This is a genomic window from Photobacterium sanctipauli (assembly GCF_003026495.1).
In the GTDB taxonomy this organism is placed as follows: domain Bacteria; phylum Pseudomonadota; class Gammaproteobacteria; order Enterobacterales; family Vibrionaceae; genus Photobacterium; species Photobacterium sanctipauli.
Genome location: NZ_PYMA01000008.1, coordinates 55,076 through 76,507, shown reverse-complemented (window position 1 = coordinate 76,507; position 21,432 = coordinate 55,076). Strand labels below are relative to the sequence as shown.

Here is a 21,432-nt window from a genome sequence, read left to right as displayed (position 1 = left end):
AGCTGTTTTATAACAAGTAATTTTATGGGGAGCTTCGGCTCCCCATTCTTTCAAGAGAGTTTTCTCTAAGAGAGGAATGATGTCTAAAGAGTTTAGCCGCACCCAGCGCGTTGCGCAGCAGCTACAAAAAGAGTTGGCGGTGATCCTACAGCGCGAACTAAAAGACCCGCGCATTGGCATGGCGACGATTTCAAGCGTTGAAGTGTCTCGCGATATGGGTTACGCGAAAGTGTATGTCACTTTCCTGACTATCGGTGAGCAAACCCCTGAAGGTAGCCTAGAAGCCCTGCGCGAAATGGCCCCTTACATCCGCTCGCTGCTTGGTAAGCAGATCCGCCTGCGTGTAACACCAGAGTTGAACTTTATCTTCGACAAGTCTTTGACTGAAGGTATGCGTATTTCTAACTTGGTATCTAAAGCCGTGCGTGACGATGAAGATCGCCGCGGTGACGAAGAAGCAGAAGGCGAGGAATAAGGCATGGCACGTCGTCGTAAGGGCCGTCCTATTGACGGTGTTATCCTGGTAGATAAGCCAACGGGTATCAGCTCAAACGATACGCTGCAAAAAGTGAAGCGTATCTTTTTTGCCCAAAAAGCCGGTCATACAGGCGCATTGGATCCTTTAGCGACGGGCATGCTGCCGATTTGTTTCGGTGAGGGTACCAAGTTCTCACAGTTCTTGCTCGATTCAGACAAGCGCTACCGCGTGATCGCCAAGTTGGGGGAGCGTACTGACACCTCCGACTCTGACGGCGAAGTGGTTGAAACGCGTGAAGTCAAAGTGGATCGCGGTCAGCTTGAGCGCTGTATTGCCAAGTTCCGTGGTACGACAGACCAAATTCCGTCGATGTACTCGGCATTGAAATACCAAGGCCGTAAGCTCTACGAATACGCGCGTGAGGGGATTGAAGTCCCACGCGAATCGCGCAAAATCACGGTTTATTCGGTTGAGCTGCTGCGCTTTAGTGATAACGAAGTGGAAATGGAACTGCACGTGTCAAAAGGCACGTACATCCGTACCATCGTTGACGATCTTGGCGAGATGTTAGGCTGCGGTGCCCACGTGACTTACTTGCGTCGTACCGGTGTTTCAAACTTCCCGATGGCGCGCATGGTGACCATCGAGCAGCTTGAAGCTTTGCTTGAGCAGGCAAAGGAGCAAGACATTTCGCCTTCTGAGCTATTGGACCCGTTGCTGCTGCCAACTGATACGGCGGTGCAGGATCTGCCTGAAGTGAATATTACCCCGGCGCTGGCCGTGTATATCCTTAACGGCAACCCGGTACAAGCTGGCCGCGTGCCTGCCGAAGGTACCTTGGTTCGCATCACCGTTGCCGAGCAGAAAGAGTTCATTGGCGTGGGTGTGATCGACCAAGACGGCATGCTGGCACCGAAGCGTGTGATGGCGAATAAGCAGACCCAGCAATAATCTGTACCTAACAGTTTGAACTGAAATGCCTTTTTGCTAAATGCTAGAGCCGAATACACCCAGTGGTATTCGGTTCTTTTATTTCAGGTGCTTTTCTACCCAATATTCGCTTGTAGTCATGGCGGCCTACACGTATAATCCGCGGCTCGGGTGTCGGCTGAATCAGAGATTGGCTGGCACAAATTAGAAACATCTTTGTATTAGGAATGAGTTATGTCTCTGAATGCAGAAACTAAAGCAGCAATCGTTGCTGAATACGCGCAGTGCGAAAACGACACTGGTTCTCCTGAAGTTCAGGTTGCTTTGCTAACAGCACAGATCAACCACCTTCAAGGTCACTTTGCTAACCACAAGCACGACCACCACAGCCGTCGCGGTCTACTACGCATGGTTTCTCGTCGTCGTAAGCTTCTAGACTACCTAAAAGGTAAGAACCTAGATCGCTACCAAGACCTAATCAAGCGTCTAGGCCTACGTCGCTAAGATTGCTTTCTGAAAGGAGCCGAATGGCTCCTTTCTTTTTATTAGCGCACCTCAGTTTGTAATAACACGAGTCGTTTTCGTCGACCTTCAGGTCGCGGCTAATGACAGTTCGTCCTCAAAGAGGGAATTTTCATTAGTCGCGATACGTGAAATTACGCTAAAGTGCCTTTCATCACATGACGCTTTTCCTTGTGTCAGATATACTTAACGGCGCAAATAGAAAGCGGAATAATATTAAGGAAATTCACGTGAATCCTATCGTAAAGACTTTCCAGTACGGTAACCACACGGTTACCATCGAAACTGGTGTTATGGCGCGTCAGGCGACCGCTGCTGTTATGGTTAGCATGGACGATACATCTGTATTCGTTTCTGTGGTTGGTAAGAAAGAAGCTGTCGAAGGTCAAGACTTCTTCCCGCTAACGGTAAACTACCAAGAGCGTACTTACGCTGCAGGTAAAATCCCTGGTGGTTTCTTCAAGCGTGAAGGTCGTCCATCTGAAGGCGAAACACTAACAGCCCGTCTGATTGACCGTCCAATTCGTCCGCTATTCCCAGATGCATTCAAAAACGAAGTACAGGTTATCGCCACTGTGGTTTCTGTGAACCCAGACGTACAGCCTGACATCGTGACTATGATCGGTACTTCTGCAGCGCTTGCAATTTCTGGTATCCCGTTCAACGGTCCAATCGGTGCAGCACGCGTAGGTTACGTTAACGACCAGTTCGTGCTTAACCCAAGCAACACTGAGCTTGAAGAAAGCAAGCTAGACCTTGTTGTTGCAGGTACTGAAAGCGCAGTACTAATGGTTGAGTCAGAAGCTGACCGCCTGTCTGAAGAGCAGATGCTACAAGCTGTTGTTTACGGTCACGACCAGCAGCAAGTTGTTATCAACGCAATCAACGAATTCGCAGCTGAAGTTGCTACTCCAGCATGGGAATGGGAAGCGCCTGCAGTGAACACCGAGCTTAAGGCTCGCATTGCAGAACTTGCAGAAGCTCGCCTGACTGAAGCGTACCAGATCACTGAAAAAATGGCGCGTTACGAGCAAGTTGGCGTTATCAAGAACGAAGCGGTTGAAGCGCTTCTTGCACAAGACGAAACATTGGATGAGCGCGAAATCCGCGGCATGCTTGGTTCGCTAGAGAAAAACGTTGTACGTAGCCGCATCATTGCTGGCAACCCACGTATCGACGGCCGTGAAAAAGACATGGTTCGTGCCCTAGACGTACGCACTGGCGTATTGCCACGTACTCACGGTTCTTCACTATTTACCCGTGGTGAGACTCAGGCGCTAGTTACCGCTACGCTTGGTACTCAGCGCGATGCTCAGATCATCGACGAGCTAACTGGTGAGCGTAAAGACCACTTCCTACTGCACTACAACTTCCCTCCATACTGTGTGGGTGAGACTGGCTTTGTTGGTTCACCTAAGCGTCGTGAAATCGGCCACGGTAAGCTAGCTAAGCGTGGTATTGCAGCGGTAATGCCTTCTGTTGACGAATTCCCATACACAGTACGTGTAGTATCGGAAATCACTGAATCTAACGGTTCATCTTCAATGGCTTCTGTATGTGGTACTTCTCTAGCCCTTATGGACGCTGGTGTGCCAATCAAGGCATCTGTTGCGGGTATCGCAATGGGTCTTGTTAAAGAAGGCGACGACTTCGTAGTTCTTTCTGACATCCTGGGTGACGAAGACCACCTAGGCGACATGGACTTCAAAGTAGCGGGTACTGAAGACGGTATCACTGCACTGCAGATGGATATCAAGATCGAAGGTATCACTAAAGAAATCATGCAGATTGCACTAAACCAAGCGAAAGGTGCGCGTACGCACATCCTTGGCGTGATGGACGAAGCAATCAACGCACCTCGCGAAGAGATTTCTGAGTTCGCGCCACGTATCCACACATTGAAGATCAACCCAGAGAAGATCAAAGATGTTATCGGTAAGGGTGGTGCAGTTATCCGTGCTCTAACTGAAGAAACGGGTACAACTATCGAAATCGAAGACGACGGTACAGTGAAGATCGCTGCAACCGAAGGTACTGCTGCGAAAGAAGCTATCCGCCGTATCGAAGAGATCACTGCCGACGTTGAAGTTGGCCGTATCTACACAGGTAAAGTAATGCGTATCGTTGACTTCGGTGCGTTCGTATCTGTTATCGGTGCGAAGGAAGGCCTAGTACACATTTCTCAGATCTCTCAGGAGCGCATCGAGAAAGTGGCTGACCACCTAGAAATGGGTCAGGAAGTACAGGTTAAAGTACTTGAGATCGACCGTCAGGGCCGTATCCGTCTAAGTATGAAAGAAGCACAGGCAGAGCAGAACCCAGCACCCGCTGGCGACGCGAAGCCAGAAGCATAAGTCTTTTTTCTAAAAGCATGATATAAAGGGGCTATTCAGCCCCTTTTTTTATTGCTATTCGCATTACCACGCCATTATGATGGCCCGAATGGTATATGCTAGAGATAGACATACACAGTCCGTCGTATCCACCCTAGGGAGAATTGCATTGTTTGCAAACAGGATAAAAATTGCTTGCCTGGCATTGGCCATGATGCTGGCTGGTTGCTCATCACCCAATTCCCAATGGACCCAGCCGCCTATGGCTGTGCCTTTCCAGCCGACGATCCAGCAGCAGATCCAGTTGGCTCGTATTGACCAGTTATTAAAGCGTGATGATCTCGATAATCAGACGCTTGCCCAGGTGTATTACGAGCGCGGCCTGTTGCACGATAGCTTGGGGTTGCGTGACTTGGCGCGATTGGACTTCAACCAGTCATTGTCGCTCAAGCCCGATCAGCCTGACGTCTTCAATATTCTGGGCGTTTACTTTACCCAGAGTGCCCATTTCGATGCCGCCTATGAAGCGTTTGACTCGACGCTGGAATTGAATGTCCGCCATCCTTTTGCCCAGCGCAATCGCGGGATTGCCTTGTACTACGGTGGCCGCTACGCCTTGGCATTTGATGATCTTAACGCCCATTACCAGCAGCACATCAATGATCCGTACCGGGTGATTTGGCTGTACCTGGTTGAGCTGGAACAAGATCCAGAAATGGCGCAGGAGAAGTTGCGTAACCGCTTTGAAGCCAGCGATAAGCAAGATTGGGGTTGGCAAATTGTTCGTTATTACCTCAACGACATCACTGAAGGCGAGTTCCTGCGTCAAATCGCGGTTGAGAGCGAAGACAACGATATGCTGGCAGAGCGCCTAACCGAAGCCTACTTCTATATGGGCAAGCTCTACCATTACAACAAGGACTACCCGGCAGCCTTGATGCTGTATAAGCTCACGCTGGCTGGCAACGTCTATGAGTTTGTCGAGCACCGCTTTGCCACGCTTGAACTGAGCAGGCTAATGAACGAGGCCAACCAAAGCCTGCCTGCCCCAGAGCAAGCACCCGAGCCCGTTGTTGAAGGCGAGGCAAACAACTAAGGTTAATACCAACCTACATCAGTGTTTGATCAGCCTTACTGGTTAACACCGTTGATATATAACAAAGCCGCGATTATCGCGGCTTTGTTTATTTTCGGGTATCGAACGGGCGTAATCGCTATTCGATATTGAGGCCGGCAAGGTTATGCCAGTAACCGTTGCAGTGGTGCCCGCCTTCAAGCGGGTGCTGGGTTGCCCCCTCTTTGTTGTTGCGGAAGTCATCCACCAGCGACAAGGTATCGACGCCCAATGGGCTGAGTCGCACCACGTCCACAAGGCCACCCATTCCTTGCTGATCATTGATCAGGTTGTAGCAGTAGCCAGACTGGGTTTGGATACCATTGAGGGTGAAGACCTTCTGCTCTTCCTGGCTGTTGACCGTGATCCCGGTTGGGTACTTGATACAGCAGGTTTCGCAGTCGTCTTTGGCGCGATCCTCGGCGCGGGCGGTAAAGCAGCGCGCGGAATAGGCCAGTGGCAGGTAGCCATAGCTAAAGACTTCGGTCTCGAACTTGTCGCGGATCCCCATCCGCTCACATTCGGTGACCACGTTTTGCAGCCATTCGCGAGATAGCTCCACCGGCATGCACCAGCGGGTCATGCCTTTTTTCAAAAACAAGTTCAGGGTTTGGGCGTTGTAGCAGTTGATTGCCGGGCCAACCACAAACGGCACCTTAGACTCGTGCGCCAACTGGATAGCCGACACGTCATTGGCCTCGACAATGAAGTCACCGTTATCAATGTACTTTTTCATCACATTGACTTCGCTTGGTGCTTCCAGCAAGGCCATGGTCGATAGGACGACCTGCTTACCCGTTGCCGAAATGTCTTTGGCTATTTCCATCCAGTGCGCGGGCTTCATTTCGCGGCGTTTCGAGCATACCGTTTCACCCAAATAGATAATGTCGGTATTGCTGTTTTTTGCCTGTTGGTAGAAATCTTCAACGTCGGTCTTTGGCCAGAAGTACAGCAGGGGGCCAAGGGAGTATTTCATGTTGGCTCCTTATTGCCATTTACGGTGGTAAGCACCAAGGGTGGTTTGCTTGCCTTCGGACACGTTGCCAAGGCAGCTGTTCCAAGCCGGCTCAACGCTGTAGCTTTCTGGGTTTGCCTTGTAGCGGTCAATCGCTGCTCGCCAAGTCTTCGTGACTTGCTCAACATAGGCAGGGCTGCGCTGGCGGCCTTCGATTTTGACCGATGAGATATTGGCCTTGAATAGCTCGGGCAGGATCTCAAGAGTGTTGAGGCTGGTCGGCTCTTCCAGGGCATGGTAACGGCGGTTTTCGCCATCAAGGTTCACATCGAAGCGGCCTTTGCACAAGGTGGGGTAACCGGCGTTTTCGCCATGGGCGTAACGGTCGATCAACACTTCGTTAAGGCGTGATTCCAACCCCGTTGCGGTTTCTTGCCAGCGCACAAACTTGGCCGGCGAGCAAGCGCCAACCGTGTTTGGCGACTCGCCCGTCATGTAGGACGACAGGTAGCAGCGTCCCTCCGACATAATGCACAGGCTGCCGAAGGCGAAAACTTCCAGTTCGACATCGGTATTGCGGGCCAGCTGCTTCACTTGGTGGATAGACAGCACGCGTGGCAGTACCACCCGCTTGACATTGAAGTTCTGCTTGTAGAAATCAATCGCAGCCACATTGGTGGCTGAGGCCTGTACCGAAAGGTGTAGCTCGAGATCCGGGTAGTTGGTCGCGGCATAATCCAGTACGGCGATGTCGGCCACGATCAGGGCGTCTACCCCCATGGCTGCTGCGTTGTCTACTGCCTTGCGCCAGCGTTCGAAGCCGTCTGGGTGAGCAAAGGTGTTTAAGGCAACATGCAGTTTTCTATCGTGATCACGTACATATTGCACCGCTTTTTCAAGTTTGCGACCTGTAAAATTGAGTCCTGCAAAATGGCGCGCGTTGGTATCGTCTTTAAAGCCGATATATACCGCATCTGCACCGTTATCAATGGCAGTTTTCAGCGCCGGCAGGTTACCGGCGGGGCAAAGTAGCTCCATATTATTTTTATCTACCAGTGTTGGAATAAAGTTATGGAACAAATAGTAGGGGGCGTATTGCCCCCGTGTTTTGATGTCAGGCAGGTTTTTGTTGATTTAGGACAACTTATTTTGCATTTTTATCACAAGGGGTTATACCTCGTTAACGAATGCAGGTGCGCGGCCTAGTGGCGGGCGTGCTTGTGCAAGATAGCCTCAAGCTCGTTTTTCGGTGCCGGCTTATAGAAGTGGAAGCCTTGGATCGAGTTGCAGTTGAGGTTTGACAGTAGGGTTGCCTGCTGGCGGGTTTCCACCCCTTCGGCCACCACACTCATATTGAGCGACTTGCCCAGGTTAATGATGTTCTCAATCAAGGTAACCTGCTTTGGCACGGTCTCGATGTCTTTGATAAAGGCACGGTCGATTTTAAGCTCATCGAGCGGGAAGCGCGCCAAGTAAGACAGTGATGAATAGCCGGTACCAAAGTCGTCAATCGATAGCGAGAAGCCTAGCTTCTTGATGGCATTGAGCATTTGGATGGTATGTTCCCCGTCGCTCATTACCGCGCTCTCGGTCAGCTCGAAGGTGATATCATTCGGGTTAACGCCGGTACTCTTGCGAAGCTTGTCAACAAAGGCGATCAGGTTCGGGTTGCCAAACTGTTGCGGCGAAAGGTTGATGGCCACCTTGCCGGTCAGCAATCCGTGCTCTTTCCATTTCCGGACCGTGGTAAATACTTCGCGCATCACCACTTGGCCAAGTTGTTCGATAAGGCCGGAGCGCTCCGCCACCGGGATAAATTGGCCCGGGCTGATGTAGCCCTCAACCGGGTGCTTCCAGCGCACCAATGCCTCGGCCCCATCAATGGCAAAGTCACGGGCATTGACCTTGGGCTGGTACCATACTTCAAGTCCGTTGTTTTGCAGGGCTTTCTGAAGCTCAATTTCCAGCCACAGCTGCATTCGCGCTTCTTTGTTCATCTCCTCGCTGAACTTCACCAACCGGTTGCGACCACGGTTCTTCGCCTCGTACATGGCGGTATCGGCGTTTTGCAGCAAGATGCGGGCATCGTTGCCATCGCCGGGGTAGCTCACCATGCCGATAGAGCAGGCCAAGTGCTTGCTAAAGTGGTGGAGATCAAAAGGCTGGTTAATCAACGAGATAATTTGCTGCGAGGTTAGCTCGCCGGTGCGTGCATGCTCGGGGTTGGGCAGCAGCACGGCAAACTCGTCACCGCTAAGGTGGCCCAGAACGGCATTGTTCGGCAGCAGGCGCTCCAGCCGCTGCGAGATTTCCTGCAGTACGCGGTCGCCAATGTGGTGGCCCAGCGAGTCGTTGATGTTCTTGAAGTTATCAATATCCAGGTACAACATCACCAGCGGGGTTTCGTTGGCGATCAATTGTTCCAGCTGGCGGCTGAAGCCGTGGCGGTTGTACAAACCGGTCAGGGGATCGGTATGGGCCAATTGTTCAAATTTGCCTTGGTCGAGTTTAGCTTGGGCCGGCTCTGGCTGTGCTTGGAGCAAAACCAGCTTCGCCGGGGAGTTTAGCAGGGTAATATCCGAGGCTGAAATGAGCAGGGGCTGGGCTTCCTTGCTGCGGGAGTGGGTATGGCAACTGCGTGCCTCGCCGTTGCTTAGCTTATTGATTTGATTGCCAAGCAGCTGCTTGCTGTGGCTATCAAACAGCAACCGCCCTAGTTCTTCCCCCTTAAGCTCGCCGGCGGAGTCGAATCCAAGCAATTCGGCGGCTTTTTTGTTGGCGCTGATGATGGTGTTGCCTTCGACCACGCAGCTGCCATCGGTGATCATCTGGTTGAGGTGTTGCAGCTGGTGCTCGATTTCATGCAGTGAGTTAACCAGTACCTGGCGCTCTGAGGTATCGGCGCAATGCAGCACGATATGGCTGACATCACCGGCTTGGTTGCGCAGCGGTGCCAGGCTGAAGTGCATGCTGGTATCGTGGCGGTTGTCGTCCAAGACGACCTCGCTTTCAATGGTTTCACCGTTGAAGGCCCGCTGGTAATAAGGGCGCATCGATTGGTAGAAAGCCTGACCGAGCACATCGACATCGTTGCGGCCAACCAGCTCGTCACGCTCTAGCCCGCTGACTTCGCAATAGCGGTTGTTGACGACCAAGTAGTTATGGCTTGGATCCAGCACCGCAAAAAGAAACGGGCTGTTATCGGTCAGTAGGGGAAACCAGTAGTTGAGTTGCTCGGTTGGCATGGGTGCTTACGTATGTCCGTATTTTTTGCCTGATCACTGCAAGACGGCAAGTGTGTGTTGTTGGTAACTATAACCCGTGTTTCATGACTATTTCCAAACTTTGCCATAACAGACGCCTATTTTTTGACTCAAGGCATAAAAAGCATGTCTAGTCTTGCCATACAATCGGAGGATTGCGACCCATACAGGAAAATAAATAGTGATTGCTCAACTAAGAAAGCACATGGTGCAGCATGGTCCGTCAATTTTACGTGTACCTGCGAAGCTAACGCCGTTTCCCGTTCAAAAGAAAGTCATGCTGGAAGGCTTGGCAATGGTATTCAAGGAAGCCCTTGAAGATGGGGATTTCGAATTCCTGGAAGATCGTTGGCTGAAGGTTGAAGTACGCGATTTGGGGTTGCAGTGGTTCATCAGCTACCAAGATGAGAAGCTGGTGGTGGCCGAGCATATTGAACAAGAAGACGTGAGTTTTAGCGGCGAATGCAATGATCTGGTATTAATTGCCGCGCGCAAGGAAGATCCTGATACACTGTTCTTCCAGCGTCGCCTTCGTATTGAGGGTGACACCGAATTAGGCTTGGAAGTGAAGAACCTGATGGATAGCATCGATCTGGACTCACTTCCGGCACCTGTTAAATTTGTCTTGCAGCAGTCGGCCGACTTCATCCACAAAGGGATGCAATCGCCGGCCGAGCAAAAAGAGGTCATGAATGCTCATTAGAACTGAAGCCCCAGCAGATATCTTGCCGATCGATACCCTGCTCAAGTCGGTTTTCGAGACCGAAGCCGAAGCTAAGCTTGTTATGAAGTTGCGGGAGAATGGTCAGCGCACCCTATCGCTGGTGGCATGCAGTGATGAAGGCGAAGTGGTTGGCCATCTGTTTTTCAGCCCGGTAACCCGTGACGGTGTGGATGAAAATTGGCAGGGGCTGGCGCCGCTTGCCGTTAAGGCGGAATACCAGCGTCAGGGCATTGGACAGGCCTTGATGGAAGAAGCCAAGCAAACCTTGCTGGAGCTTGGCTACCCGGTTGTGGTGGTACTTGGCCATAGCGACTATTACCCGAAAGTCGGCTTCGTGAAAGCCGCTGACCACGGCTTGGCATGTCAGTGGCCTGTGCCGGAAGAGGCGTTCATGGTGCTGGAGTTGGCCGAGGGCACTTTGGCGGGCAAGACCGGTACCATCGAGTACAGCAGCGAGTTTGCCGAGCTATAATCACCCCTTGGCTACCGAGTCTGAAAATACCACCGCGAGGTGGTATTTTTTTCGCTGCGGGCAATTCCGTTTAGCAGGAGATCTGGTAGTATCGCCCTTCAAAAGTGACACCCGATAGGATAATGACTGGATGAAACAGCGTGATTTGCAGCTAATGCAGGAAATAGGCCTGACCTACTGGCAGGTTCGTAACCCTGCGTTTTATCCGGAAATGGAAGTGCCGAGTATTGATTTGCCTGAGTCGTGCCAAGTGTTGTTTGTGTGCAACGAGGATCTGGACGAGCATGACCGTTGGCTGTTTGGCAAGATCCTCAGCAGTATGAAGCTTACCCCTGAGCAAGCGCTGTGCTTGCCGCCGTCGGCCATTGAGCAAATCCGAGAGCATCACTTGGTCTGGTGCTGGGTAGCCGGGTGCGAATCGGCACATCCTGCTGGATGCCAGTTATTGACCTCCGTGTCCTTGAAGCAAATGCATACACAACCGGCAAGCAAAAAAGCCCTTTGGCAACAGATTTGTTCTTATGACACATAACATTGTACCGCTACAATCCCATCACCTTGATGATGTTTGGCGCATCGAGCAGGCGGCCCACGCTTATCCATGGGCGGAATCATTAATTCGCCAGTCACCCAATAAAATTGCGGCCAACTATGGTCTCGAAGTGGACGGCAAATTGGTTGGCTATTGCTTCGGCCAGCTGGTGGCGGGCGAGGCAACCCTGCTCAATATTGCCATTGATCCGGCTTTTCAGGGCAAGGGCTTCGGCAAGGTATTGCTGGAAGGCTTTTTGGCGCAACTGGAACAACAACAAGCCGAGGAGGTTTGGCTTGAGGTGAGGGCGAGCAATGTTTGCGCATACCAGTTGTATGAAGCCTTGGGGTTCAATGAAATCAACCGCCGGGAAGGTTACTACCCGTCGCCGACAGGGCGCGAGGATGCCCTGATCATGACCTATATGATGCTATAGCATCGGGGCCGATGCCATTTGGGCGTCCCCCGGCGGTGTTAGCACTGTCGCTTTGGCTGGAGTTTGCGTATAATTCCGCCATCTTTGGGCCTGTACCCTAAAAATCAATTTGGAACCTGCTGCCGTGCCGCTGATGAAAGTGCGGGCGGTAGGCTCAATCAGAGAAATCTCTCACAGGATTATCAACGCTATGTCTTTTCTACCTGAAGTGAACAAACGTCGTACGTTTGCCATCATTTCTCACCCGGATGCGGGTAAAACAACCATTACTGAAAAAGTTCTGTTATTCGGAAACGCGATCCAGAAAGCCGGTACTGTTAAAGGCCGCGGCTCTAAGCAGCACGCTAAGTCAGACTGGATGGAGATGGAAAAAGAACGTGGTATCTCGGTAACGACCTCGGTAATGCAGTTCCCATACAACGAGTGTCTGGTAAACCTGCTTGATACCCCGGGACACGAAGACTTCTCGGAAGATACCTACCGTACCCTAACAGCCGTTGACTCCTGTCTGATGGTTATCGATGCGGCGAAGGGTGTCGAGGATCGTACCCGTAAGCTAATGGAAGTAACGCGTCTGCGTGATACGCCGATCGTGACCTTCATGAACAAATTGGACCGTGATATTCGCGATCCGATGGAACTGCTGGATGAAGTAGAAAGCGAGCTAAACATCGCATGTGCACCAATTTCATGGCCAATTGGTTGTGGCAAGGAGTTCAAGGGTGTTTACCATATCCACCGTGACGAGACTATCCTGTACGCGACCGGCCAAGGCCACACGATTCAGGAAGAGCGCATCATCAAGGGCCTAGACAACCCTGAGCTTGACGAGCAAGTGGGTGCCGACTTGGCTGAGCAGTTGCGTGAAGAGCTGGAGCTGGTTATCGGTGCTTGCCCTGAGTTCGATCGCGACCTCTTCCTGGCTGGTGAGCTTACCCCGGTATATTTCGGTACCGCATTGGGTAACTTCGGTGTCGACCATATGCTAGATGGCCTGACGGAGTGGGCGCCAGCGCCAATGCCGCGTCAGGCAAACGAGCGTGAAGTAGAAGCAACGGAAGAGAAGTTTTCGGGCTTCGTGTTTAAGATCCAGGCCAACATGGATCCTAAGCACCGTGACCGTATTGCCTTCATGCGTATCGTATCGGGCACTTACAGCCAAGGTATGAAAATGAACCACGTGCGTACCGGCAAAAATGTCAGTATTTCGGACGCGGTAACCTTCATGGCCGGTGACCGTGCTCGCGCCGAGCATGCTTACGCTGGTGACATTATCGGTTTGCATAACCACGGTACTATCCAGATCGGTGATACCTTCACCCAGGGTGAAAGCTTGAAGTTCGCGGGTATCCCTAACTTCGCACCTGAGCTATTCCGCCGTATCCGCCTGAAAGATCCACTGAAGCAGAAGCAGCTACTAAAAGGCTTGGTTCAGCTATCGGAAGAAGGTGCGGTACAGGTATTCCGTCCGCTACAGAACAACGACTTGATCGTTGGTGCGGTTGGTGTGCTTCAGTTTGATGTGGTTGTTGCCCGTCTTAAGGCGGAATACAACGTCGAAGCTATCTACGAAAGCGTGAACGTGGCAACGGCACGCTGGGTTGAGTGTGGCGACGCGAAGAAGCTGGAAGAGTTTAAGCGCAAGAATCAGTCTAACCTTGCGTTGGATGGCGGCGATAACCTGAGTTACATCGCACCGACCATGGTTAACTTGAACCTGGCGAAAGAGCGTTTCCCTGATGTTGAGTTCCGTGCCACCCGCGAGCACTAATCGCTTAGCGCTGCACTGAAACAGAGCACTCTGATAGAGCCGTCACAATTGTGGCGGCTTTTTTTATTCTTTTGTGAACTCTTTACATCTCCTTCTTATTCAAGTCTATTATTCTGGTTGGTGCATATTGGATGCTGCTGCACCAATGCGCCCGGTTTGATAGAGATGGAATAAGGAGTATCAAGGATGATGGAACTCGCACATGGCAATGAGGTTTACACATGGCCGGGAGAAGCTTTCCCGCTCGGGGCATCGGTAAAGCAAAACGGTGTCAACTTCAGCCTTTACTCCAAAGACGCGACCCGGGTGACCTTGCACCTGTTTGCCAGCGCCGACGCGGCGAGCCCGCAGCATTCTTTCGAGCTCAATCCCTCTATTCATAAGCGCGGCCACTATTGGTTTATTTTCGTGGGCAATATCGGCCATGGCCAAGTCTATGGCTTTCAGGTTGATGGCCCGTGGCTGCCGGAAAAAGGCTTGCGCTTTGACAAAGACAAAGTATTGATTGACCCATACAGCCAAGCCATTTGCTTTGGCCGGAACTATAGCCGCGAGCGGGCGATAGGGCCGGGGCGCAACATGGATGCGAGCATGAAAAGTATCGTGGTTGATCAGTCCGACTTTGATTGGCAAGACGTGATGGCGCCAAGGCATTCGCTCAACGATACCGTGATTTATGAAATGCATGTCGGTGGTTTTACCAAGCACCCTTCATCCGGCGTCGATAAAGGCAAGCGGGGCACTTTCGCCGGGATCATCGACAAGATCCCGTATTTGAAGGAAATGGGGGTCACCGCGGTAGAACTGATGCCGGTACAACAGTTTGATGTCAATGATGCCCCGCAAGGGCGGCAAAATTATTGGGGCTATAGCCCGATCAACTTCTTTGCCGTGCATGCCGGCTACAGTGTTGAAAATGACCCGCTGGCTGCTATCAATGAATTTAAAACCTTGGTGCGGGAGCTGCACCGTGCCGATATTGAAGTGATCCTCGATGTGGTATTCAACCATACGGCGGAAGGGGATGAAAACGGCCCGACGTTCTGCTTTAAGGGGCTGCAGAACGGGGCGTATTACATTACTGATAAAGAAACTGGTAATTACGCTAACTACAGCGGGTGTGGCAACACGTGCAATGCCAACCACAGCGTGTTGCGGCGGATGATCATCGATGCGTTGCATTTTTGGGTAACCGAGATGCATGTTGATGGTTTCCGCTTCGACTTGGCATCGGTGCTGGCTCGGGATAGCAACGGGCACCCGATGAAAGAGCCACCGCTGCTATGGACAATCGACACCGATCCTATCCTATGCAGTACCAAGATCATTGCCGAGGCATGGGATGCGGCGGGGCTTTACCAAGTGGGGTCGTTTATTGGCGATCGCTGGAATGAGTGGAACGGCAAATACCGGGATGACATTCGTGCCTTCTGGCGCGGGGACAGCGGCACAGTGAGCCGCTTTGCCTCAAGGGTGCTTGGCTCGCCCGATATTTATTGCAGCCGCCACCATTCTCCCCACCGTTCGGTCAACTTTATTACCGCCCACGATGGCTTTACCCTCAATGATCTGGTGAGCTACAGCGAGAAGCATAACCTTGCCAATGGCGAGGGCAATAATGATGGCGATAACCACAACATCTCGAGCAACTACGGTGTCGAGGGGCCGACCATCAATAAAGAAATCGAGGAGATGCGTAACCGCCAGTGCAAGAACATGCTAACCACCTTGTTCTTGTCGCTGGGGACACCAATGCTGAATATGGGGGATGAGGTACGCCGTACTCAGCAAGGGAATAACAACGCCTATTGCCAAGACAACGAGATCAGCTGGTTTGATTGGAGCTTGCTGGACAAGCACCAAGATATGCTGCGGTTTGTCACTGGCTTGAGCCAAATTCGCCGGGCCGAGCCTACCATTGATTGGAACATGCATATCTCACTGAGCTCGGTGGTCGATGATGTTCAGATCCGCTGGCATGGCCTGCAGCCGGATCAACCGGATTGGTCGGAGGATTCCCACTCGCTGGCCCTGACGGTGAATCACCCGATCACGCAGGATGAGCTATATGTGATCTGTAATGCCTATTGGGATCCGCTTGAGTTCACCTTGCCGGATCGCCGCAATAGCGAATGGCACTTGTTGGTGAATACGGCGAAAAGTTCGCCTTACGATATTTATTTGCCCGATGAGGCACCGATCTATCCTCACGATACCATCTTGGCCACAGGTCGTAGTATGATCGTGATGGTAGCAAAATCGACTCAGGAGTAAGGCATGCTAGCAACAATGAAGAAGTGGGTAGCCGCGTACGATCGCTGGTGCGAGCGAATGGGCTTTGTACCGGAGAACCGCCGTTGCTGCGCCCCGGTCCGTTATGACCATGACGACGAACGCCATCCGGATAACCGTCACCAGCAATCCGGTACCACCTGCGATAGCAAGCATGCTGATCGATAGCCATTGCCACTTCGACTTTGCGCCATTTTGCGATGATCCCAAGGCTTATCTTGAATTGGCGCATAAGGCCGGGGTGGGCAAATTGGTGATCCCCGCTGTTGGCGAGCGCAATTGGCGCTTGGTTCGCCAGTTGGCCGAACAGTTCGATTCCCTTCACTATGCCCTTGGTTTGCATCCATTTTTCAGCGCAGAGCATTCACGGCAGGCGATGAATGCTTTGAAAGCGGAGTTGGAAGCTGAATCACTTTTGAGAGAAAAAAATGCCTCCCGCTGTGTGGCTGTGGGGGAATGTGGTCTAGACTTTGCCATTACGGATGTTAACCGGAATCAACAGATTTCGTTACTAACCCAGCAATTGGAACTCGCCAATGAGCATAATTTACCGATTATTCTGCATTGCCGAAAAGCATTTCCAGAGTTGGTGCGGGTTTTGAAGCATAATCCACCAGTGGCTGGCGGGGTGTATCATGCGTTTAGCGGCAGTCTCCCGCAAGCAAAGCAAATTATTGATCTAGGTATCAAAATTGGCGTAGGTGGAACGATTACATATCGCCGAGCCAATAAGACCCGCAATACAATAGCAGCGCTGCCCTTAACGGCGCTGATGTTGGAAACGGATGCGCCGGATATGCCGGTATCAGGCTTTCAGGGAGAGCCGAACCGACCGGATAGGTTAGTAGATATTATGCATGAGCTTGCAACGATTAGAGCAGAATCTAAACAGGAAATTGAACAAGTTGTCACCTTAACAACGGCTGAACTTTTCCGGATTTCCTTGTGAACCTGAGTCACAAAAAAAACGATTGCGCTAAACGGTTGCGTAAATCGTTTGGTTTTTTGTGATCGCTCTCACAGATGAAATTGAACTTTCACTCTATTTCCTTGCAAACTGTGAGCCCGGCATTATTTTATCGGGCGCTGCATGAGTATAATGCGCCGGACTCAACTATGAGCCGAATTGTCGAGACGCCAAATTTTTTAGGAAGCCATAAACTATGAGCCTGCTTATGAGCCTGATCGGAATGGTAGTACTACTGGCTATTGCCGTACTACTATCTGAAGATCGCAAAGCAATCAATCTACGTACTGTGGGTGGCGCTTTTGCTATCCAGTTTACCCTTGGGGCATTCGTTCTATACGTGCCTTGGGGCCAGCAAGCACTAGGTGCATTCTCTCAGGGTGTATCTAATGTTATCGATTATGGTAAGCAGGGTACTGAATTTATCTTCGGTAACCTTGTAAACTTCTCTGTTGAAGGCATTGGTTTTATCTTTGCTTTCCAGGTACTACCAACGCTGGTTTTCTTCTCTGCACTAATCTCTGTACTTTACCACCTAGGTATCATGCAGGTCGTAATCAAGATTCTTGGTGGTGCACTACAGAAGGTTCTGGGTACATCACGTGCGGAATCAATGTCTGCAACAGCAAACATCTTCGTGGGTCAAACTGAGGCACCTCTTGTTGTTCGCCCTTTCATCGCTAAGATGACTCAGTCTGAGCTATTTGCGGTAATGTGTGGTGGTCTAGCTTCTATCGCTGGTGGTGTAATGGCTGGCTTCGCTGGTCTTGGCGTTCCTCTAGAGTACCTGATCGCTGCTTCTTTCATGGCGGCACCAGGTGGTCTTCTATTTGCTAAAATCATCCGTCCTGAAACTGAAAAAGTTGACGAAGACAACGTGAGCGAGTTCGCTGACGCTGACGACAAGCCTGCGAACGTTATCGATGCGGCAGCTGGCGGTGCGGCGTCTGGTATGCAGCTAGCACTAAACGTTGGTGCGATGCTACTAGCATTCATTGGTCTAATCGCACTACTTAACGGCATCCTTGGTGGCGTTGGCGGTTGGTTCGGTATGCCAGAGCTTACGCTTGAGCTTATCCTTGGTTACGTGTTCTCACCTCTAGCATGGATCATCGGTGTGCCATGGAGCGAAGCTGTACTTGCAGGTTCTTTCATCGGTCAGAAGCTGGTTGCTAACGAATTCGTAGCATTCCTAAACTTTGCACCATACCTAGGTGACGCTGCACCAGTAGTTATGTCTGAGAAGACCAAAGCGATCATCTCATTCGCACTATGTGGTTTCGCAAACCTATCTTCGATTGCTATCCTACTAGGTGGCCTTGGTAGCCTTGCACCAAGCCGTCGTCACGACATTGCTCGTATGGGTATGAAAGCGGTAGCTGCAGGTACTCTATCTAACCTGATGGCTGCAACAATTGCTGGCTTCTTCCTAACGCTAGCACTTTAATTAGCAACGAATACCGTTACTAAAAAACGCCACAGCAAAGCTGTGGCGTTTTTGTATCTAAAGCTCTTTGCCCCCTCGCAGCCCTTCGCACGCCACCCTTCAACACATATGGTAAACACTTGGCGTTAAAGTCCTAATTTGTGCCATAAAATCGATTGCGCTCCAATTTCTGCCCCTTAGGTCTGCTAGCATAACCACAGTGATTAAAACAACGTATCGCGCTAGGCCGACTACACTTTCTCTTGTGCAATAGCCCTATGAGAGAATGATTATGAGTGAAGTCATATTGGCATTAGTCGCTGGCTTTATGGTCGGTGTGTTGTTTTCAGCCATTAAGCTCCCTATTCCTGCGCCGCCGGTGTTATCGGGCGTGATGGGCATCGTTGGTGTGTACGCTGGCGGTATTGCTTACCAGTGGATAGTTGAGCGGTTTTTCACTTGATTGAGCATGCGAAAAGGTATGCCGAGTGGCCTTGAATGTTTTTCTTAGCGTAAACACATTGTCCACAGTGGGAAACGTATCTTTCGTGGTGGCGGGTAGTCCGGCTTGGTATTATAGGACCGCACCATCACAAACTGATTAACGCTATTTCAACCACACCATCATGGTGTTACCTATCGCTAGGCAGGTTGGAAAAGCATAACGGCTGGGAAAGTTATGATGGCTTTCCCAAGCGGTGAAAAGGAAATCAATCAGGTTAATGATCTCGCATTGTTTACCTGAGTCTTCAAGGAATCAAGTCCGTTATACCCATTGGGTATTACAACTGTTCGCGTAGGCGGGCCGTTTGGCGGTGGCGCACAAGATTGCCGTCAAGCGTATGGAACAGTTCTATAAAGCTTGGTAGAAACTAACTGGACTGGAGATAGTCATGAGCGATTTAAAAGCTGCTGCACTTCGTGCACTTCAACTAATGGATCTTACAACTCTTAACGAAGACGACACTGATGCAAAAGTGATCGAGCTATGTAAGAACGCAAAAACAGCTGTAGGTAACACAGCAGCAGTATGTATCTACCCACGTTTTATCCCTGTTGCTAAGAAGCAACTGCGTGAGCAGGGTACACCAGAAGTTCGCATTGCAACCGTTACTAACTTCCCGCACGGTAACGACGACATCGAAATCGCAGTCGCTGAAACAAAAGCAGCGGTTGCCTACGGTGCAGACGAAGTAGACGTAGTATTCCCATACCGCGCACTAATGGCTGGCAACGAAGAAGTTGGCTTCGAGCTAGTTAAGCAGTGTAAAGAAGCGTGTGGCGATATCCTGCTTAAAGTGATCATTGAAACAGGTGAGCTAAAAACTGAAGCGCTAATTAAGAAAGCCTCTGAGCTATCAATCAAAGCGGGTGCTGACTTCATCAAGACCTCAACGGGTAAAGTGCCAGTTAACGCTACACCTGAGTACGCTGAGATCATGCTGAACGTGATCAAAGACATGGACGTAGCTAAGACTGTTGGCTTCAAGCCAGCTGGCGGCGTTCGTACTGCTGAAGACGCGCAGCAATACCTAGATATGGCTGACCGCATCCTAGGTGCTGAGTGGGCTGACAACATGCACTACCGCTTCGGTGCTTCAAGCCTACTGGCTAACCTTCTTCACACGCTTGGCGAAGGCGAAAAAGCAGCTGAAGGCGGCTACTAATTCTTTCCATTAAGGTGGCCTTTTGGCCGCCTTATTTTTAATTACCTGTGACTCTTTACTGTTTGGTTCTTGCCTGACTGCAATACGCAGCTTACCGGGCGGTTGCCCCGCACCCGAGAATCAGATTTTGCGCGACAAAACAGCTTGCGACAACGTCGCTCACCGCTAAGTAAACAGTCATGACCCTACACTAGAATTTACTGGGGAATACCATGTATTTACCACAAGAAATCATCCGTAAAAAACGTGACAACATTGAGCTAACTGCTGACGAAATTAACTTCTTCATTCAGGGCATCGCCAAAGACACCGTTTCTGAAGGCCAGATCGCCGCATTTGCGATGGCGATCTACTTCAACGACATGACCATGGACGAGCGTGTGGCACTGACTTGTGCAATGCGTGACTCGGGTATGGTTATCGATTGGAGCCACATGAACTTCGACGGCCCGATTGTCGACAAGCACTCAACTGGCGGTGTGGGTGACGTGACATCACTGATGCTTGGCCCAATGGTGGCGGCATGTGGCGGTTATGTCCCTATGATTTCTGGTCGTGGCCTTGGCCACACCGGTGGTACGCTGGATAAGTTGGAGTCTATCCCGGGCTACAACATTACCCCAAGCAACGACGTATTCGGTCAAGTGACCAAAGACGCAGGTGTGGCAATCATCGGCCAGACTGGCGATCTTGCACCGGCTGACAAGCGTGTTTACGCGACTCGCGACGTGACCGCGACGGTTGATAACATCTCGCTAATTACCGCGTCAATCCTATCGAAGAAACTGGCTGCTGGCCTTGGCTCGCTAGTGATGGACGTGAAGGTAGGCTCGGGCGCATTCATGCCGACTTACGAGGCATCGGAAGAGCTGGCGAAATCTATCGTGGCGGTGGCAAACGGTGCTGGCACCAAGACCACGGCATTACTGACCGACATGAACCAAGTGTTGGCGTCAACTGCGGGTAATGCACTCGAAGTTCGCGAAGCCGTGCAATTCCTAACCGGTGAATACCGCAATCCTCGCTTATTCGAAGTGACCATGGCATTGTGTGCAGAAATGTTGGTAAACAGTGGTTTAGCAACAGATATCGAGCAAGCACGCGATAAGCTGCAGGCGGCACTGGACAACGGCAAGGCGGCTGAGTGTTTCGGTAAGATGGTGGCAGGCCTAGGTGGCCCAGCTGACTTCATGACCAACTACGACAACTACCTAGAAAAGGCCGAATTGGTGAAACCTGTTTACGCTGAAGCAACGGGTTACGCATCGGCAATGGATACCCGCGCACTGGGTATGGCTGTTGTGGGCATGGGCGGTGGTCGCCGTGTGGCATCTGACACCATCGACTACGCTGTCGGCCTGAGCGATATGATCCGCCTAGGCGAAGAAGCCAATGCGGACAAGCCGCTGGCTGTGATCCACGCGCGCAACGAAGCGCAGTGGGAAGAAGCCGCGAAGGCAGTACGTGCTGCAATTACAGTTTCAAACGAAAAGCCAGAGCCGACGCCTGAAGTTTACCGTCGTGTTCGCCCTGAAGATGTTTAATGGAGT

20 protein-coding genes are annotated in these 21,432 nt (G+C 51.2%); 17 read left to right on the top strand and 3 right to left on the bottom strand.

Annotated elements, in window-relative coordinates; translation table 11 throughout:
- Window positions 1-79: 79 nt before the first annotated feature.
- From rbfA to nlpI, 5 genes are all read left to right on the top strand, one after another.
- Complete coding sequence (gene rbfA, locus C9I98_RS13945; protein ID WP_036816164.1) at window positions 80-475, top strand: 30S ribosome-binding factor RbfA; 396 nt, start codon at window positions 80-82, stop codon at window positions 473-475.
- Window positions 476-478: 3 nt separating this feature from the next.
- Complete coding sequence (gene truB, locus C9I98_RS13940) at window positions 479-1,429, top strand: tRNA pseudouridine(55) synthase TruB (protein ID WP_036816161.1); 951 nt, start codon at window positions 479-481, stop codon at window positions 1,427-1,429.
- A 213-nt stretch (window positions 1,430-1,642) separates the two neighbouring features.
- A complete protein-coding gene (rpsO, locus tag C9I98_RS13935) occupies window positions 1,643-1,912 on the top strand; it encodes a 30S ribosomal protein S15 (protein ID WP_005369538.1) in 270 nt (89 codons plus the stop codon).
- Between the two features lie 248 nt (window positions 1,913-2,160).
- Complete coding sequence (gene pnp, locus C9I98_RS13930) at window positions 2,161-4,284, top strand: polyribonucleotide nucleotidyltransferase (RefSeq protein ID WP_036816158.1); 2,124 nt, start codon at window positions 2,161-2,163, stop codon at window positions 4,282-4,284.
- 148 nt (window positions 4,285-4,432) lie between these two features.
- Complete coding sequence (gene nlpI, locus C9I98_RS13925; protein WP_107272107.1) at window positions 4,433-5,359, top strand: lipoprotein NlpI; 927 nt, start codon at window positions 4,433-4,435, stop codon at window positions 5,357-5,359.
- A 118-nt stretch (window positions 5,360-5,477) separates the two neighbouring features.
- On the opposite strand, the gene C9I98_RS13920 is transcribed toward nlpI, so the two are convergent.
- From C9I98_RS13920 to C9I98_RS13910, 3 genes are all read right to left on the bottom strand, one after another.
- Entirely contained in the window at window positions 5,478-6,353 is an 876-nt protein-coding gene (locus C9I98_RS13920) for a U32 family peptidase (RefSeq protein ID WP_036816155.1), read from the bottom strand.
- Between the two features lie 9 nt (window positions 6,354-6,362).
- Window positions 6,363-7,370 (bottom strand): ubiquinone anaerobic biosynthesis protein UbiU, encoded by a 1,008-nt coding sequence (gene ubiU, locus C9I98_RS13915; protein WP_036816152.1) that lies wholly within the window; start codon window positions 7,368-7,370, stop codon window positions 6,363-6,365.
- 164 nt (window positions 7,371-7,534) lie between these two features.
- Entirely contained in the window at window positions 7,535-9,577 is a 2,043-nt protein-coding gene (locus C9I98_RS13910) for a sensor domain-containing protein (RefSeq protein ID WP_036816149.1), read from the bottom strand.
- 199 nt (window positions 9,578-9,776) lie between these two features.
- Here C9I98_RS13910 and ubiT point away from each other — a divergent pair, with 199 nt between their 5' ends.
- From ubiT to deoA, 12 genes are all read left to right on the top strand, one after another.
- Complete coding sequence (gene ubiT, locus C9I98_RS13905) at window positions 9,777-10,298, top strand: ubiquinone anaerobic biosynthesis accessory factor UbiT (RefSeq protein WP_107272106.1); 522 nt, start codon at window positions 9,777-9,779, stop codon at window positions 10,296-10,298.
- On the top strand, window positions 10,288-10,791 hold the full coding sequence (locus tag C9I98_RS13900) for a GNAT family N-acetyltransferase (RefSeq protein ID WP_107272105.1): 504 nt from the start codon (window positions 10,288-10,290) through the stop codon (window positions 10,789-10,791). The genes ubiT and C9I98_RS13900 overlap by 11 nt, the downstream gene beginning before the upstream one ends.
- 130 nt (window positions 10,792-10,921) lie before the next feature.
- Entirely contained in the window at window positions 10,922-11,323 is a 402-nt protein-coding gene (locus tag C9I98_RS13895) for a DNA polymerase III subunit psi (protein ID WP_036825492.1), read from the top strand.
- A complete protein-coding gene (rimI, locus tag C9I98_RS13890; RefSeq protein ID WP_036825495.1) occupies window positions 11,313-11,759 on the top strand; it encodes a ribosomal protein S18-alanine N-acetyltransferase in 447 nt (148 codons plus the stop codon). The genes C9I98_RS13895 and rimI overlap by 11 nt, the downstream gene beginning before the upstream one ends.
- Before the next feature lie 190 nt (window positions 11,760-11,949).
- Window positions 11,950-13,530: a peptide chain release factor 3 gene (gene prfC, locus C9I98_RS13885; protein WP_107272104.1), complete on the top strand. Its 1,581-nt coding sequence runs from the start codon at window positions 11,950-11,952 to the stop codon at window positions 13,528-13,530.
- A gap of 186 nt (window positions 13,531-13,716) precedes the next feature.
- A complete protein-coding gene (gene glgX, locus C9I98_RS13880) occupies window positions 13,717-15,804 on the top strand; it encodes a glycogen debranching protein GlgX (RefSeq protein WP_170111219.1) in 2,088 nt (695 codons plus the stop codon).
- A gap of 3 nt (window positions 15,805-15,807) precedes the next feature.
- On the top strand, window positions 15,808-15,990 hold the full coding sequence (locus tag C9I98_RS13875; protein ID WP_036831311.1) for a hypothetical protein: 183 nt from the start codon (window positions 15,808-15,810) through the stop codon (window positions 15,988-15,990).
- Complete coding sequence (locus C9I98_RS13870; protein WP_173424725.1) at window positions 15,977-16,771, top strand: TatD family hydrolase; 795 nt, start codon at window positions 15,977-15,979, stop codon at window positions 16,769-16,771. The genes C9I98_RS13875 and C9I98_RS13870 overlap by 14 nt, the downstream gene beginning before the upstream one ends.
- A 214-nt stretch (window positions 16,772-16,985) precedes the next feature.
- Complete coding sequence (locus tag C9I98_RS13865) at window positions 16,986-18,236, top strand: NupC/NupG family nucleoside CNT transporter (protein WP_036831307.1); 1,251 nt, start codon at window positions 16,986-16,988, stop codon at window positions 18,234-18,236.
- A 271-nt stretch (window positions 18,237-18,507) separates the two neighbouring features.
- Entirely contained in the window at window positions 18,508-18,678 is a 171-nt protein-coding gene (locus tag C9I98_RS13860; RefSeq protein WP_036831299.1) for a XapX domain-containing protein, read from the top strand.
- A gap of 430 nt (window positions 18,679-19,108) precedes the next feature.
- Complete coding sequence (deoC, locus tag C9I98_RS13855; protein ID WP_036831297.1) at window positions 19,109-19,882, top strand: deoxyribose-phosphate aldolase; 774 nt, start codon at window positions 19,109-19,111, stop codon at window positions 19,880-19,882.
- Between the two features lie 212 nt (window positions 19,883-20,094).
- Window positions 20,095-21,426, top strand: a complete 1,332-nt coding sequence (gene deoA / locus C9I98_RS13850) for a thymidine phosphorylase (RefSeq protein ID WP_036831293.1) — start codon at window positions 20,095-20,097, stop codon at window positions 21,424-21,426.
- The last annotated feature ends 6 nt before the right edge of the window (window positions 21,427-21,432 follow it).

What these genes read in the sequence shown, in the direction of transcription:
- deoA (WP_036831293.1), top strand. Translation starts at nt 20,095, where the DNA reads ATGTATTTACCACAAGAAATCATCCGTAAAAAACGTGACAACATTGAG.
- rimI (WP_036825495.1), top strand. Translation starts at nt 11,313, where the DNA reads ATGACACATAACATTGTACCGCTACAATCCCATCACCTTGATGATGTT.
- prfC (WP_107272104.1), top strand. Translation starts at nt 11,950, where the DNA reads ATGTCTTTTCTACCTGAAGTGAACAAACGTCGTACGTTTGCCATCATT.
- rbfA (WP_036816164.1), top strand. Translation starts at nt 80, where the DNA reads ATGTCTAAAGAGTTTAGCCGCACCCAGCGCGTTGCGCAGCAGCTACAA.
- C9I98_RS13875 (WP_036831311.1), top strand. Translation starts at nt 15,808, where the DNA reads ATGCTAGCAACAATGAAGAAGTGGGTAGCCGCGTACGATCGCTGGTGC.
- C9I98_RS13895 (WP_036825492.1), top strand. Translation starts at nt 10,922, where the DNA reads ATGAAACAGCGTGATTTGCAGCTAATGCAGGAAATAGGCCTGACCTAC.
- C9I98_RS13920 (WP_036816155.1), bottom strand. Translation starts at nt 6,353, where the DNA reads ATGAAATACTCCCTTGGCCCCCTGCTGTACTTCTGGCCAAAGACCGAC.
- glgX (WP_170111219.1), top strand. Translation starts at nt 13,717, where the DNA reads ATGATGGAACTCGCACATGGCAATGAGGTTTACACATGGCCGGGAGAA.
- C9I98_RS13860 (WP_036831299.1), top strand. Translation starts at nt 18,508, where the DNA reads ATGAGTGAAGTCATATTGGCATTAGTCGCTGGCTTTATGGTCGGTGTG.
- rpsO (WP_005369538.1), top strand. Translation starts at nt 1,643, where the DNA reads ATGTCTCTGAATGCAGAAACTAAAGCAGCAATCGTTGCTGAATACGCG.
- C9I98_RS13900 (WP_107272105.1), top strand. Translation starts at nt 10,288, where the DNA reads ATGCTCATTAGAACTGAAGCCCCAGCAGATATCTTGCCGATCGATACC.
- ubiU (WP_036816152.1), bottom strand. Translation starts at nt 7,370, where the DNA reads ATGGAGCTACTTTGCCCCGCCGGTAACCTGCCGGCGCTGAAAACTGCC.
- deoC (WP_036831297.1), top strand. Translation starts at nt 19,109, where the DNA reads ATGAGCGATTTAAAAGCTGCTGCACTTCGTGCACTTCAACTAATGGAT.
- truB (WP_036816161.1), top strand. Translation starts at nt 479, where the DNA reads ATGGCACGTCGTCGTAAGGGCCGTCCTATTGACGGTGTTATCCTGGTA.
- C9I98_RS13865 (WP_036831307.1), top strand. Translation starts at nt 16,986, where the DNA reads ATGAGCCTGCTTATGAGCCTGATCGGAATGGTAGTACTACTGGCTATT.
- C9I98_RS13870 (WP_173424725.1), top strand. Translation starts at nt 15,977, where the DNA reads ATGCTGATCGATAGCCATTGCCACTTCGACTTTGCGCCATTTTGCGAT.
- C9I98_RS13910 (WP_036816149.1), bottom strand. Translation starts at nt 9,577, where the DNA reads ATGCCAACCGAGCAACTCAACTACTGGTTTCCCCTACTGACCGATAAC.